General features: G+C 36.2%; 17 protein-coding genes and 1 pseudogene. 9 read left to right on the top strand and 9 right to left on the bottom strand.

What is annotated here, in order from left to right:
• Window positions 1-26: 26 nt before the first annotated feature.
• From D9782_RS23975 to D9782_RS12210, 5 genes and pseudogenes are all read right to left on the bottom strand, one after another.
• The gene (locus tag D9782_RS23975) at window positions 27-86 is read right to left on the bottom strand and encodes a hypothetical protein (RefSeq protein WP_366141137.1); all 60 of its coding nucleotides are present in this window, start codon (window positions 84-86) and stop codon (window positions 27-29) included.
• Window positions 87-118: 32 nt separating this feature from the next.
• Complete coding sequence (locus D9782_RS23805; protein ID WP_255637735.1) at window positions 119-247, bottom strand: hypothetical protein; 129 nt, start codon at window positions 245-247, stop codon at window positions 119-121.
• Between the two features lie 81 nt (window positions 248-328).
• Window positions 329-661 (bottom strand): annotated as a pseudogene (locus D9782_RS12220) (molybdenum cofactor biosynthesis protein MoaE).
• Window positions 662-771: 110 nt separating this feature from the next.
• Entirely contained in the window at window positions 772-1,083 is a 312-nt protein-coding gene (locus tag D9782_RS12215; RefSeq protein WP_026680635.1) for a metal-sulfur cluster assembly factor, read from the bottom strand.
• Between the two features lie 75 nt (window positions 1,084-1,158).
• Window positions 1,159-1,920 carry a prolyl oligopeptidase family serine peptidase gene (locus tag D9782_RS12210; RefSeq protein ID WP_026680634.1) on the bottom strand — a complete coding sequence of 254 codons (762 nt, stop codon included), beginning with the start codon at window positions 1,918-1,920 and terminating at the stop codon, window positions 1,159-1,161.
• Between the two features lie 139 nt (window positions 1,921-2,059).
• On the opposite strand from D9782_RS12210, the gene D9782_RS12205 reads away from it, so the two are divergent.
• The 5 genes from D9782_RS12205 (at window position 2,060) to D9782_RS12190 (ending at window position 5,922) form a co-directional block, all read left to right on the top strand.
• The gene (locus D9782_RS12205) at window positions 2,060-2,893 is read left to right on the top strand and encodes an HAD family hydrolase (protein WP_026680633.1); all 834 of its coding nucleotides are present in this window, start codon (window positions 2,060-2,062) and stop codon (window positions 2,891-2,893) included.
• Between the two features lie 198 nt (window positions 2,894-3,091).
• Window positions 3,092-3,241 carry a hypothetical protein gene (locus D9782_RS22925; protein WP_162986391.1) on the top strand — a complete coding sequence of 50 codons (150 nt, stop codon included), beginning with the start codon at window positions 3,092-3,094 and terminating at the stop codon, window positions 3,239-3,241.
• A gap of 58 nt (window positions 3,242-3,299) precedes the next feature.
• On the top strand, window positions 3,300-3,449 hold the full coding sequence (locus D9782_RS12200) for a DUF3813 family protein (RefSeq protein WP_121605876.1): 150 nt from the start codon (window positions 3,300-3,302) through the stop codon (window positions 3,447-3,449).
• Between the two features lie 236 nt (window positions 3,450-3,685).
• Complete coding sequence (locus D9782_RS12195) at window positions 3,686-5,365, top strand: IS1182 family transposase (RefSeq protein ID WP_121604876.1); 1,680 nt, start codon at window positions 3,686-3,688, stop codon at window positions 5,363-5,365.
• A 293-nt stretch (window positions 5,366-5,658) separates the two neighbouring features.
• Window positions 5,659-5,922 carry a NifU N-terminal domain-containing protein gene (locus D9782_RS12190; protein ID WP_026680631.1) on the top strand — a complete coding sequence of 88 codons (264 nt, stop codon included), beginning with the start codon at window positions 5,659-5,661 and terminating at the stop codon, window positions 5,920-5,922.
• 60 nt (window positions 5,923-5,982) lie between these two features.
• Here D9782_RS12190 and D9782_RS12185 read toward each other — a convergent pair whose 3' ends face one another.
• Both D9782_RS12185 and D9782_RS12180 read right to left on the bottom strand, forming a co-directional pair.
• Window positions 5,983-6,408, bottom strand: a complete 426-nt coding sequence (locus D9782_RS12185) for a hypothetical protein (RefSeq protein ID WP_121604875.1) — start codon at window positions 6,406-6,408, stop codon at window positions 5,983-5,985.
• 32 nt (window positions 6,409-6,440) lie between these two features.
• Window positions 6,441-7,283 (bottom strand): YitT family protein, encoded by an 843-nt coding sequence (locus D9782_RS12180; protein WP_026680629.1) that lies wholly within the window; start codon window positions 7,281-7,283, stop codon window positions 6,441-6,443.
• Between the two features lie 139 nt (window positions 7,284-7,422).
• On the opposite strand from D9782_RS12180, the gene D9782_RS12175 reads away from it, so the two are divergent.
• The 4 genes from D9782_RS12175 (at window position 7,423) to D9782_RS12160 (ending at window position 12,106) form a co-directional block, all read left to right on the top strand.
• Window positions 7,423-8,280: a DegV family protein gene (locus D9782_RS12175; protein WP_026680628.1), complete on the top strand. Its 858-nt coding sequence runs from the start codon at window positions 7,423-7,425 to the stop codon at window positions 8,278-8,280.
• Window positions 8,281-8,446: 166 nt separating this feature from the next.
• Window positions 8,447-10,684 (top strand): beta-propeller domain-containing protein, encoded by a 2,238-nt coding sequence (locus tag D9782_RS12170; RefSeq protein WP_121604874.1) that lies wholly within the window; start codon window positions 8,447-8,449, stop codon window positions 10,682-10,684.
• 103 nt (window positions 10,685-10,787) lie between these two features.
• Window positions 10,788-11,012, top strand: a complete 225-nt coding sequence (yppF, locus tag D9782_RS12165) for a YppF family protein (RefSeq protein WP_051388293.1) — start codon at window positions 10,788-10,790, stop codon at window positions 11,010-11,012.
• Between the two features lie 221 nt (window positions 11,013-11,233).
• Window positions 11,234-12,106, top strand: a complete 873-nt coding sequence (locus D9782_RS12160; RefSeq protein ID WP_026680626.1) for an SDR family oxidoreductase — start codon at window positions 11,234-11,236, stop codon at window positions 12,104-12,106.
• Window positions 12,107-12,379: 273 nt separating this feature from the next.
• On the opposite strand, the gene D9782_RS12155 is transcribed toward D9782_RS12160, so the two are convergent.
• Together D9782_RS12155 and D9782_RS12150 are read right to left on the bottom strand one after the other, a co-directional pair.
• Window positions 12,380-13,222, bottom strand: coding sequence for a glycerophosphodiester phosphodiesterase (locus D9782_RS12155; RefSeq protein ID WP_026680625.1), 843 nt, complete (start codon window positions 13,220-13,222; stop codon window positions 12,380-12,382).
• Between the two features lie 198 nt (window positions 13,223-13,420).
• Window positions 13,421-13,636, bottom strand: coding sequence for a hypothetical protein (locus D9782_RS12150; protein ID WP_121603973.1), 216 nt, complete (start codon window positions 13,634-13,636; stop codon window positions 13,421-13,423).
• Window positions 13,637-13,899: the final 263 nt, after the last annotated feature.

Below are 13,899 nucleotides of genomic sequence, written 5' to 3'. Positions count from 1 at the left end.
CAGACAAGCAGCTCGATTATCCCCCACTAACAGATGAGAATGATAGCTACTACATCGCCCTCTTTCAACAATGTCTGCTCATCCACATATTCCTCGTTAATTACAACGAGTGCAGACTCTATACTTCCACGCTTAATGTTACTTGCAATTTCTCCTTTAATTCCCTTACAGTCATCCCAGCTCCGCCCAGTAAAATTTTATCTTTTACTATTTCTTTTATTTCAGCAACCATCAACACCTTAATCAAGTGAAATTCCCCTTTCGCTATCACAGAGACTTCATTCGTATTCTCCTGTATTTGAACACCTATCCAAACCTCTTCATTATCCTAATGCTCCTTCTTCCAAATAGGGACAATTTCTTTCAACCGTTCCATAGCATAACTACTTGCTTCGATCGTATCCTTACGATGTGGAGTTGATCCTGCAATGACAACAGCAATATCTGAAGTATCTAACTTACTAATTCGATGAATAATTACCGTATCCGCATTATCCCATTTTTGGTTAATTTCGTCGCCAATTTGCGCTAACATTTTCTCTGCCAAACCATCGTTCTATATGCTTGGTATTCTAAATAAACGGTTCGTTTACCTTTCGTAAATTCACGAACCATTCCAATAATTAACTGCCCCTGCGTCAGAACTTATTACCTTCGTTATTGCTTCAGCTACGTTTAGTGGTTCATCTCCTTTTTAGAAAGAAAAAACCAACCCTAATCATTCTAAATAAAAAGGTCAATCCATATACTATGAATTAACCTAAATTATTATCAATCAGGAATACCTAAGGCAATTTTAGCATAGCGAGACATTCTTTCTTTACCCCAAGGTGGATTCCAAACAATATTTACTTCTGTTTCCTTGACTTCTGGTATATCAAATAGTGCATGCTTTACATCTTGCTCGATATGTCCAGCAAGTGGGCACCCCATTGCAGTAAGTGTCATCGTTACTTTACATACACCTTCGTCATTTAAATCAACATCATATATTAGACCTAAATTAACAATATCAATACCTAATTCAGGATCAATAACATTTTCTAAGGCACCCATTAAATTCTCTTTTAGCGCTTCATCCATACCCTCATACCTCCTCTAACTTGATATTACTATTTAAACATATTTATAGATTTTTTTAAATATCATTGTTTCAAACTACAAATGCCTATCAAACCATTTAACTGTTTCTAATATGGCATACCTTCCCACTTTATGCCCACGATTGGCTTCCTTCAAAAATACAATGTCTTCCGGATTCATATAATCCTTGGCAACTTGTTCATAAAAAGTATAGGAATGGTCAAACGGAACAACTGGATCGTCTTCTCCATGCCAAAATAACAACGGACGTTGATTTAATTTTTCTGGCCGTTCAGACAAATCGTATAACTTCAATTGCTCATATAAGGAATTAATTTCTTCATCCGTTACCGGAAGATTCCCCATCTTTTTAAAGCTATCAACCAGTGTTTTTGCATAGGTTGTTATCTTAGGAGAGCCCATTAAAATCGCCGCCGTTTTAATCCAAGGATACTGTGTAAGGGCTGCTGAAGTGGTGATACCACCCATACTGGTCCCTGCAATACCAAATTGGTCATTTAAGACAAGACCTTTATCATCTAGATATTCTTTTACATCCTTTAGCTCTTTTACATTTTGTATGACGATTTCCCAGAAAGACACTTGTCGTTTTAAAGAGGATACTTCTTGTTCTCTAGCACCATGGTATTTACTATCTGGTAAGATAACCCTGTATCCTTTTTCAGCAAGTAAAAACGCTAAAGGAAGGTTATGTTCTTTTGCACTCGTAAATCCATGAAAATATGTGATGACAGGTAGTGCTTCTTTTGCTTTATCTGCTTCAACTACAATCAAGCTCGGAATGTTATTTATTTGTTCTTCATATATTCCAATCATCGTGACTGTCCCCTTACGTATGTTTTCATTTACAATTTTACTATTCCATTGTTTGGAAATGCAAATGATGCTTAGATAAATTTTACTTTACATCTATAACTATCAACTATACACTATTGTCAGATGAGGTGAAATAATTATGCAAACGAATAGACATTTAATCGCATTGGATTTAGATGGTACGCTTTTAACAGATAAAAAGGAAATTAGTCCCCGAACCAAACAGCTGATATGGAAAGCAATGGATGAAGGGCATATAGTTGTTATTGCTACTGGAAGACCACATCGAGCTAGTATTAACTATTATAAAAACCTTGGTTTATCAACACCTATGGTGAATTTTAATGGTGCGCTAATTCATCATCCTCAAGATAGTAAATGGGATGCGCTACATAGTCCTATGCCCATAAGAACTGCACATAAGATTGTCGAAGCCTGCTATGAGCTTAATGTCCATAATGTGTTAGCGGAGGTTATGGATGAGGTTTATTTGGATCAATACGATCAAGCAATTATTGACATCTTCCATATGACTCAAAATGATCCGCCATTTACCATTGGAAGTCTTAAGAATAAATTAAGAGAAGATCCAACTTCTATTCTTATTCACCCAAAAGAAGATCATATTACTACGTTGCGTCAGCATCTTGATCAGTACCATGCTGATTTAATTGAACATCGCAAATGGGGTGCACCGTGGAATATCATAGAAATTGTTAGAAAAGGGATGAATAAAGCGGTAGGTCTACAAAAGGTCGCTCATTATTACCATATTCCAAAGGAGAGAATCATTGCCTTTGGCGATGAAGATAATGACTTGGAAATGATTGACTATGCTGGTGTTGGTGTTGCAATGGGAAATGCCATTGATGAATTAAAAGCTGTGGCAAAACACATAACTGATACAAACGAAGAGGATGGCATTGGTAACTTCCTTCAAGAATATTTAAAATTAGAGGTTGAATCCGTTTAATTATTCACAAATATTTCCTACTATATAAAAAAACATAGCAGCCATACTAGAAGTGAACGCCTACATGCGTTCACTTTTTGCATAACTTCCAAATGTACCATTCTGACTAAAAGGATAGCGAGCGCTATTCAAGAACGCTAAACATGCTTTTGTGTAACATGATTCTTTCCAAAATAGTGTTCCTAAGGAGGAAGTATCGTGGGAAAAGGAAGTAAGTCTAAGCGTTTTAGCCAACAGAGCGCTGATTCTGTTAAAAAACATGCTGAGCGATTTCCGTACAGGGCAAGATTCTCTGATGCAGAAAGAAAACAGGAAGAAGCAGATAACCACACAGTAGGAGGTTTTTAAGTTGAATAATAATAACAATAACCTTTTTCAACAAGCTAGAAATGCTGTTACAAACTTTATGAATATACAAGGAAACAATGCTAGTGCTCAGGATAAGCAAGCAGCACAAAATGCTATACAAGCTGCATATAATGAAGCCACTCCTGAGGAAAAGCAGCAATTACAGCAATTGGAGAACCAACTAAAACAGCATAATCAATTACAGTAGCCTCTGCATATATTGTGAAGGTAAATTCCAATTCATTAGTTTTTAATGGACATGATGAAACGGATTTACTTTAAGCAATAAAGGGGCTGGGACAAAACCCAGTAACTGAAAAAAGTGGTACGCCAATTTAGGGCGTATCACTTTTTTTACTTTTTTCAATATTTATATACGCAAAAAGGATACCTTCTGATAAAGTTAAAGTAACTACACAAAAACTTAGAAAAGAGGTATCCTTTATGTTTAAACATTATACCATGAATCAAGTCGTTTTGCCTTTAGATTTTGAAATGAAATTACAAGAAAATGATATCGCCTATGCGGTTAACCATATTGTAGAACATATCCCAGAGGAATCATTTGTGGGATTTTTGCGTGAAACAGGTTGTCCTGCATACCATCCACGCATGATGATGAAGATTATCTTATGTGCCTATACACAGTCTGTTTTTTCTGGCAGAAAAATAGAGGGATTAATCAAAGACAGTGTACGTATGATGTGGTTAGCACAAGGCTATGAACCAAGTTATCGTACCATTAATCGTTTTCGTGTTCATTCCGAAGTAAAAGAATTATTACGTCAGTGTTTTGTCTTATTTCGTTGTCAACTTGTTGAAGAGAAGGCGATTGAAGAAGAGGCTATTTTTATTGATGGTACGAAAATAGAGGCAAATGCCAATAAGTTTACCTTTGTATGGAAAAAATCCATTGAAAAATACAGCACCGATTTAATAGAGAAGTCGAATCAAATGTATGAGGAATTACTGGAAAAAGAAATTATTCCTGAAATAGAAAGGGAAAGTTCCGATGAACTTTCAAAGGAAGAACTCAGTGAAGTGGTTAAAAAGCTAGATGAAAAAGTAGAAAAATATGATAAAGCAATCGAAGAAAGCAAAGAAGCAAAAGAACGCAAACAACTTCGTTCCGAACGAAAAGAACCCAAGCAATACCGTAAACAATTCCAAGATTTTGAAGCTCGTAAACACAAATATCAAAAAGATATGGCAATCTTAGGCGATCGCAATAGTTATTCTAAGACAGATCATGATGCCACTTTTATGCGAATGAAAGATGACTATATGAAAAATGGTCAACTTAAAGCAGGTTATAATGTACAAATTGCGACCGAAGGTCAATACACATTAGCCTACGATGTATTTCCAAATCCTACGGATACTCGCACGTTTATTCCTTTTCTCGATAGTATTGAAGATAGGTACTTTCAATTGCCCGAGCATATTGTCGCCGACGCAGGTTACGGTAGTGAACAAAATTACAGTAATGTACTTCATAGAAAAAGAACGCCACTGATTACTTATAATTCCTATCGGATGGAAAAGAAAAAGAAATATAAAACAAATCCTTTCCATGTATCCAACTGGGACTACGATTCAGACGGAGACTTTTTTACTTGTCCAAATGGAAAGAAAGTACCTTTTCAATATCTATCGAATCGAACAGATAAAGCCGGATTTAAACGAACCTTTCGTGTCTATGAATGTGAAGATTGTTCGGGATGTCCATTACGCGTTCATTGTACCAAAGCAAAAGGGAATCGAAAGATTTATTACAATGCTCAATGGGAACAGCAAAAAGCATATATAAGAGAGCAGCTTTCAAAAGAAGAAACAGGAAAAATCTATGGTAAACGAAAAATAGATGTAGAACCTGTCTTCGGATTTTTGAAGGCCAATTTGCGTTTCACTCGAATGTCGGTGAGAGGCAATTCGAAAGTGGAAAATGAATTAGGATTTGCCTTTATGGCGGTGAACTTAAGAAAGTACACCGCCATAACACAAAATTCATGTATTTATGATAATGAAAAAGATTCCAGCTATCTATTTTTGATAACTGGAATCTCTTTTTTACTTCTCCAGGCTAGTTATGTCCCAGCCCCTTTATTGTCTGGGAAATTATAAAAATAGCCCATGCGGATACATATGGGCGTGCTGAGCCGCGCCCAGCTCCACATTCCAGAAACGAGGCGACTTCACGAATCGCGTACGATAAGTCATCATGACTCGCAAGCTCACCGTGTTTCCTTTATCTCCGTTGACTCGCTCTAGTCGTTACGTTTCTAATCGGACACTTGTACTTTTATTCTGATGCAAATGAATCCTTTAAGTATCATGGATTTCATTCGACAAAATGCTTTTTTATCCCACCTTTTTCTGCTACTATAGAAGTAAGTATGATTTAGGAGGGATGACGAATGGGAATTCGAGCAGAAGCCACCCCAAACCCAAACGCGTTGAAATTTACAACGGATAAACTAATTTTTGAAGGAACAAACAGCATTTCTGTTATGCCTGGTGATACGAGCGAACATCAAATTTTAAATGATCTTATGGAATTAGAAGGTGTTGATAATGTATTTGGCTACCAAAACTTTATCACCATAAACAAAAAATTCGATGTTGAATGGGATAACCTTTCTCCCCAAGTAATAAGTGTATTAGAAAACTATGGCTATTAAGCCATACATCATATGGCTATAAAAAAGGTCAGCATTTGATTGCATGACCTTTTTGTGTCATTATTCATTATTTATATCAACTGGAAAATAATTTGCATTAATCCTTTCATCTTGTTCATTTTTTCCATAAAGAATTAAAATCGGTGGCTCTTTTCCAGTCATCACCTCTTCTGGAAGTGAAACTTCCAGAGTAAAATCCATCCATGCTACTGACTGTTGTTTGGTATTTGCTTGTTTTTCGCTAATTATTTCTTGATTTTGATGTTCAAGGATATAGAATACTTCTGTATTTCTTGCATTGACTTCTCCTTCTATAATAGCTTTTCCATCTTCTACCTTTATATCGATATTCCGAAAACTTACTGCAGTATTAGCAGTTGTTTCCTTATTCATCGAGGAATGGTTTGATGAATCATCACCTGTTTCCGCTTGGTCACCACACCCCATTAGAAATAATAAGATTAAAATAACACTGAAATATTTCATCGTATCCCCTTCTCTTATGCCTATTTTAAGGATCAATCTCTTCGGAAGAACCCAAATATGCCCGTCGTTTGTACAATATTGGTAAACGCATTGGGGTCAACTTCATTAATAATCCGTTCCAGGTCATATAACTCATAGCGTGTCACAACTAGGTACATCATGTGCTTATCTGCTTTTGTATATGCACCTTTAGCAGGCAAAATAGTGATCCCTCTTACCATCGTTTTGTGAATTTCTTTTTGTAATTCATCCGCTTTATGGGTAATAATCATCGCGGTTACTTTTTCATGGCGTGTATGAATAGCATCGATTACACGGGTAGTTACATACAATGTTAATAATGTATATAAAGCATTTTCTGGTTGATAAAGAATCCCTGCCAAAGCAATAATAATTGCATTGAGCATTAAGAAATACGTTCCAATTGGGCGATCCTTCATTCTAGATAATACCATTGCTACAATATCCATACCCCCAGTAGATGCACCTACCTTCAAGGTTAATCCTACACCCGTTCCTGCAATCACTCCGCCAAATACAGCATTTAAAATTATATCTTCGGAAATTTCTAATACAGGTAATAATTCTAAAAATACGGATGTAAACATTACAGATATGATACTGTATACCGTAAACCCTTTCCCTACTTTAAACCAGCCTAAGATCGCTACAGGAATATTGAATACTGCAAGTAAAATTCCCGTACTAACGCCTATACCAATGAAATCGTTAAATACACTAGAAACCAGCTGGGCAGCACCCGTAAACCCACTAGCATATACATTTGCTCCAATGAGGAAAAAGTTTAGCGACAACGCATTTAAGAATGCTCCAAAAATGACTACGAAAATCCGTTTTGCTTCAAATATAAACATAGCTACCTCCCTACAAATTGGTATAACATACTGATTATTTTTTACATTTTTTAAAATTTTACGTAAATATATTTTGACTATCCTACAAATTCAATTTAAACTAAAATAAAGTCTAGTTTAGAAATGCAGGTGAATATATATGACGATAAAAATTCTTGCGGATTCCGCATGTGATTTGTCAATGACTTATTATAACGAATTTGATATAGAAATGGTATCATTAACGGTTCATCTTGATGATAATGATTATGAAGATGGAAAAACAATTAACCCTAAGACAGTTTATCATGCCATGAGAGAAGGGAAAAGCCCAAAAACATCACAGGTTTCTCCACAAACTTTTAAAGATATTTTTACTGCTTACGCTGAGTCAAATCAACCTCTAGTGTATCTTGCATTTTCTTCTGAACTTTCCGGTACCTATCAAACAGCTAAGATGATGGAACAGGAAGTAAAGGAGATTCACCCAGAAGCACCTATTCACGTTATCGATACAAAATGCGCTTCCCTAGGCTATGGACTTGTAGTTCTTCATACAGCTAAGCTTGCTAAACAAGGCGCAACATTGGAAGAGATAATCTCAGCTGCACGTACATATGCAGTAAATATGGAACATATTTTCACGGTAGATAATTTAGAATATTTATACCGTGGTGGTCGAGTTAGCCGAACAGCTGCATTTGTAGGCACACTTTTAAAGATAAAACCTATTCTTCATGTAGAAGATGGAAAATTAATTCCTTTAGAAAAAATCCGTGGTTCCAAAAAGTTATTTCAACGCATGTTAGACTTAATGGAAGAACGGGGCAAAGATTTCACAGATCAAACAATTGGAATTTCTCATGGTGATGACCTTGAACGTGCAAAGCAACTTGCTGCAATGATCAAAGAGAAATTTCCTGTTAAAGATGTCGTTATTGAAATGGTTGGCTCCGCGATTGGTTCTCATTCAGGCCCTGGAACAATTGCACTTTTCTTCTTGAATAACTCTAAGTAATGACTTCGCTTAACCCTAAACTTGGGTTAAGCTTTTTTTTGACAACATTGTAACAAATCAATCATTTTGTCCGTCTAACTAGATAAGTAAGCATTCACGCTTCAAATAGATGTATTCAAGTAAATATTAATAATTTTTCACCAACAAAATAAAAGGAGGTTCGATAATGAATAAGCAAATAACTGGATTGCTATTTTTAGTAATTCTACTATGCAGCGTAGGAATTTTTTATTCGCTTACAACAAATAAGGTAACCGCAAATATACCAAATGCCACAAGTTATGCTACCGCAGCTAAAATTTGGACCATTCATTTTAATAAAGAAATGGATCCAAATTCAATTACACAAGAAAGTGTTACCATTCGTAATGAAAACAATGAGCCCTTATCTATTTCCTTTGACTGGGAAGAATCAAACACCATTTTGAAAATTAATGCAGAAAATGGCTATCAACAAGATCACACCTACCAAATTAACATATCTAATCGCGTAAAAACAGCAAAGGGAGACTACCTCTCGGATGCTCTCACACATACGTTTACAGTCGTTAACGATATTCCAAAAATCAAAGATGCACAGCAATTAATAACAATCCTTAAAGAACGATCCACGATGACAATTAAAGAGGAATCTGCGAATACGGCTGAATCGACAAACGAATTAGCAGCTGATAAGCCCGCTGCAACTCCTACTTCAAATACAAATGTTCAAGTAGCAGGTATCGACGAGGGAGACCAGCTAAAAAGTGATGGAGAATATCTTTACTTCTCACGCGAAAATGATTTGCTCATAGTTACGGCGGGAAGTAATGAAAGCAATGTAATTAGTACAATTACAGAGAAAAATTTTCAACCGTTGGAACTATATTTACATGATAATTATCTTATTAGTATAGGCCATAGTTATAAACCGATACGTAAAGGGGATAATCATTCAACAAAGCAACAAAACAGTTCTCTAACAAGAGATATAATGCCACATCACAGTCAAACTACAGTGTTTATTTATGATATCTCCAACAAGGAAAATCCCGAGCGGATTCGGGAAGTAACATTGGAAGGAAATTATTCAGCTTCACGGAAAACAGATAACCAACTATATCTTATTGCTAATGAGCAACCTGATTTTAGAATCTTAGAAGAAGCTGATTCTAATCCAGAAATCCGTCCATTTATAAAGGATACTGCTGCAGATGCAAAAGATGGAAAAGATGGAAAGCCTATTAACTATGATGATATGTATTTCTTTCCAGAAAGTGAGGAAAAGAACTTCTTGCTCTTTACCTCCATCGATCTCAACAATATAAATGAAACAGCAAAGATACAATCCTATTTAGGTGCTTCACATGACATCTATATGTCCAAACGGCATATGTATATTGCTGTTGCTAAGTACCAACAAAATAATACTTCAAGAAGTGAAGAGACAGCAACAATGATTGCACCAATGCCTGTAAAAACGGAAATCATGCAATTTGCTGTAGACAATGGCAATATAGAATTTCAAGCTTCGACAACGGTGCCAGGTACCTTAATTAATCAATTTGCTATGGATGAACGAAAGGATAACTTTCGTGTAGCCACTACGAACGATAGAATAGATGAAAACGAAAACACTACAAATAATTTATATACATTTGATCTAGAATTAAATAGACTAGGATCCATTGAAGGATTGGCAAAAGACGAACGAATCTATAGTGTTCGTTTTATGGATAATGTCGCTTATATGGTTACATTTAAACAAATCGATCCTTTATTCGTGATTGACTTAAAAGACCCCAAAAATCCAAACGTTTTGGGCGAATTAAAAATCCCTGGATTTAGTAATTATTTACACCCATTGGATAAACAGCATGTGATAGGATTTGGAATGCACACCGAGGTTGATAATAATACGAATCATGCAGAACCACTTGTACAAACCGGCGGAATTAAGATATCTATCTTTGATGTTAGTAACCCTACTAAACCAAAAGAAACGTTTAGTAAGGTGATCGGTGAAAAAGGTTCCTTTACCGAATTAAACCATAATCATAAAGCACTGTATCAACATCCGGACAAAAATCTATTTGGCTTTCCAGTTACTCTCTTTGAGACAAAGACTGTCCAAGAAGCAGATATAACATATGAAAAACCGCAATTTTTATTTGAAGGGGCTTTATTACTTAATATTTCGTCTGAAAATGGCATTCAAATAAAGGAATCCATTACACACCAGAAACAGGAAAATGACCATCCAGAATGGGAGTCAGAAACGAGAAGAATGGCATCTATCGATAACGTTCTATATACCTTTTCCTATAATCAAATGAAGGTATATGATATGAATAGCGATAAAGTCATTCACACCTTAAACTTGCCAGATCAACCAAATGTACCAACAGATACAGAATTAAAGTAAGTCACGTTATAGGATAAAACGAAAATTACATGCATGAAAACTGCCCTCCGATCATAATCATGTAGTATTAGGTTGTACAAAACTTACAAAGGGAGGGGATAGCATGTACATCGATCAATTAATCCAGATGTATCAACATGAGCGTAATCAGTCTCCTAATTCTATGAATGATATTCTAGATTATTATCAAAAGAAATATGTTACCGGTGAAATAGATATTGTCATGTATCGAGAAATTTATTCCTTTCTTAAAATTCAAGGTGCCAGCTCTGCACATGAATATATGTACAACACACCAAAGAAGCCCTTTCCTACATCATTTTATTAAAGAAGGAATTTGATTTACTCTCTACATGAAATCTGTATCCACTATTTTCACTTAAAAAATACTCAGAAAAAGATTCATATGCTGAGTATTTTTTTATTGTCCCGTTTTGTTGAACATTATAACGCCTTAGCAATTATATGATTGAAAAAGTACGATTCGGGGAAAATGAAACTAACACTTTCCATTAGAGTAAAGAAAGCAGCTTAACAGGAGGTATAAATATGAAAATGGAAAAAGAGAATGGACAGCTGACACCCCCAGCACAGCAGCAGAATAAACAACCAGGAATAGAAGCAAAGATGAAGCCTGAACCAGCATACATCCGTGCAGACTATCATGGTAGCAATAAATTATATGGTAAGGTTGCTTTAATAACTGGAGGAGATAGTGGGATTGGACGAGCAGTAAGCATTCACTTTGCGCGAGAAGGTGCAGATATCGCGATTATATATCTTAATGAACATTCTGACGCTAATGAAACAAAGCGCTTAGTCGAGCAGGTAGGAAAAAAATGTATCCTCATCGATGGTGATGTAGGTAATCAAGCCTTTTGTGAAGCAGCTGTAGCAGAAACACTCGAAAAGTTTAAGAAAATCGATGTCTTGGTAAATAACGCAGCTGAGCAGCATCCACAGTCAAGTATATTGGATATTACAAGTAACCAATTAGAGAAAACATTTCGTACTAATATTTTCAGTATGTTTTATTTAACCAAAGCAGTACTTCCTAACCTAAAAAAAGGAAGTGCGATCATCAATACTTCATCCATAACAGCATATCAAGGTAGCAAAGATTTAATTGATTATTCTGCAACAAAAGGAGCGATCACATCCTTTACTCGATCACTATCAGAGGAATTAGCTGACAAAGGAATTCGTGTAAATGCTGTAGCACCTGGTCCAATTTGGACACCGTTAATTCCTTCTACATTCACAAAAGAAAAAGTTGATTCCTTTGGAGGGGATACTCCAATGAAAAGACCTGGTCAACCAGAGGAATTAGCCCCTGCTTACGTATATTTAGCTTGTAAGGATTCAAGCTATGTCAGTGGACAAATGATCCATGTAAATGGTGGAACGATTGTTAACGGCTAAATTGGTTTTCTGAATTTTAGTCTTAAAATAAAAAAGGGGCCCTCAAGTCTTTTTAAACTTATTCAGCCCCTTTTTTCATAGTCAGCAAATCAAGAAAATTATAAAATTATCCCATGTGGATAAATAAGGGCGTGTTAAGCCGCGTCCAGAAACGAGGCGACTTCATGAATCGCCTACGATAAGTCAGGATCGGATCGTAAGCTCACCGTGATTCCTTTATCTCCGTTGACTCGCTCCAGTCGCTACGTTTCTAATCGGACACGCTTTTGTTCCTTATTTATGTCTTCCAGGATGGTCATATACATATTCAGGAAAATCAGTAATAATTCCATCCACGCCTAGCTTTAACAGTCGATCTGCCTGTTCCTTTTCTCTGACCGTATATGGCCAAATATCCAAACCTATGTCATGAATTCTGTCTACTAATTCAGCGTCTAAAATATTCATATTTGGGTTGAAATAGTCAGCATAAGAAGCAAATTCCTCAAGCTCTTGATCCGTAACATCCTTCCAGCTCATCCCAGCCAGTACTCCTACAGGTATACGTGGTAATAAAGATTTGGTGGTTAACACAGAATCATGATTGAAAGATTGAATAATAATCTTATTATTTCTTGGCTTATCCATATTTCGTTCCTTTAATGCATTAGCTACCTTCTCCTCGATACCAGGATATAATTCTGGTGATTTTAACTCAACTAAGATACCAATTTTTCCGCGAAAAGCATCTAATACTTCTTCGAAGGTTGGAATCTTCTCGCCGGCAAATTCATCACTGAACCAACTTCCTGCATCTAGTTGTTTTAATTCCTCTAACGTATGATCTCCAACATAACCCGTTCCATTTGTAGTACGGTCTAGTGTGGTGTCATGAATAAGTACTAATTCTCCATCTTTTGACATTTGAACATCAATCTCAATGTAATCTGCTTTCATTTTAAACGCCTCATGAAAAGCTGCCATCGTATTCTCTGGAGCATGTCCTGATGCACCCCTATGTGCTACATTGACAACTTTATTTCTCTTACTAATTTCACTGTTTGATGCAAATGTAGCTGTGGTAAACATGGACATGACAATAAATGTCATTAGCAAAATTGAAACAATACGCTTCATTAAATCTCCCTCTCTTTGTTCTGTATTTAATTCTATTATAACGATGCTCTGTTAATTCAAACTAAACTGAAGATTAAGAGATTGTAAGAAAAAAACCACCTAAAGTAATGGGCTTATTGACACACATAAAAAAAACTGAGCAAAATTTGCTCATTCCTTATCACTAAATGCTCAGATTTACGCTTCCTCTAGTAGCTATTATGGAATAATAGCTACTGCTTGCTTGACCACCACTCCGGCTGCCCACTTCCCTTTCCGTGGGGTTTGTCCTTCAGCTAACTTTTTTAGCAAAACCCGCTCAAAAAAGTGGATCTTCAGGTCAAACATTTCCCACAGGAGTTGAAGTGGCCGGCCTTCGCTATTATCAGGCTCTACAACGCTAGCATGAAGTAACACAGCTGCTTTTATACTCACGGATAACGATTTTCGCTTTACCCATTGTAAAAAAAGTCAACCTATTACTTATGACAAGAATTGTTGTACCTTCTCATAGCGGAGACTAATTACGTAGACTCCTGCGGGATTAGCGCGAGCCGAAAATCCACTTTGCAACGTGTTCTTCTTTGCAAAGTTAGTTGAGGCCGTGCCCGCGGAAAGCGAAGCAATTAGTCGGAGCATTGCCAATATACATTAAACATTTCAAAATAACTACTTGGCTTAACACAGTCATTGCACTG

It is taken from the genome of Virgibacillus sp. Bac332, from assembly GCF_003667785.1.
GTDB classification, from domain to species: Bacteria; Bacillota; Bacilli; order Bacillales; family Amphibacillaceae; genus Virgibacillus; species Virgibacillus salarius.
Note: the sequence above shows the minus strand (reverse complement) of the source record. Positions and strands in the feature narration are given on the sequence as shown.

Bases quoted from the DNA above. Each gene is read 5' to 3' on its own strand.
- D9782_RS12215 (WP_026680635.1), bottom strand. From the start codon at position 1,083: ATGGATGAAGCGCTAAAAGAGAATTTAATGGGTGCCTTAGAAAATGTT.
- D9782_RS12210 (WP_026680634.1), bottom strand. From the start codon at position 1,920: ATGATTGGAATATATGAAGAACAAATAAATAACATTCCGAGCTTGATT.
- D9782_RS12205 (WP_026680633.1), top strand. From the start codon at position 2,060: ATGCAAACGAATAGACATTTAATCGCATTGGATTTAGATGGTACGCTT.
- D9782_RS12200 (WP_121605876.1), top strand. From the start codon at position 3,300: ATGAATATACAAGGAAACAATGCTAGTGCTCAGGATAAGCAAGCAGCA.
- D9782_RS12195 (WP_121604876.1), top strand. From the start codon at position 3,686: ATGTTTAAACATTATACCATGAATCAAGTCGTTTTGCCTTTAGATTTT.
- D9782_RS12190 (WP_026680631.1), top strand. From the start codon at position 5,659: ATGGGAATTCGAGCAGAAGCCACCCCAAACCCAAACGCGTTGAAATTT.
- D9782_RS12185 (WP_121604875.1), bottom strand. From the start codon at position 6,408: ATGAAATATTTCAGTGTTATTTTAATCTTATTATTTCTAATGGGGTGT.
- D9782_RS12180 (WP_026680629.1), bottom strand. From the start codon at position 7,283: ATGTTTATATTTGAAGCAAAACGGATTTTCGTAGTCATTTTTGGAGCA.
- D9782_RS12175 (WP_026680628.1), top strand. From the start codon at position 7,423: ATGACGATAAAAATTCTTGCGGATTCCGCATGTGATTTGTCAATGACT.
- D9782_RS12170 (WP_121604874.1), top strand. From the start codon at position 8,447: ATGAATAAGCAAATAACTGGATTGCTATTTTTAGTAATTCTACTATGC.
- yppF (WP_051388293.1), top strand. From the start codon at position 10,788: ATGTACATCGATCAATTAATCCAGATGTATCAACATGAGCGTAATCAG.
- D9782_RS12160 (WP_026680626.1), top strand. From the start codon at position 11,234: ATGAAAATGGAAAAAGAGAATGGACAGCTGACACCCCCAGCACAGCAG.
- D9782_RS12155 (WP_026680625.1), bottom strand. From the start codon at position 13,222: ATGAAGCGTATTGTTTCAATTTTGCTAATGACATTTATTGTCATGTCC.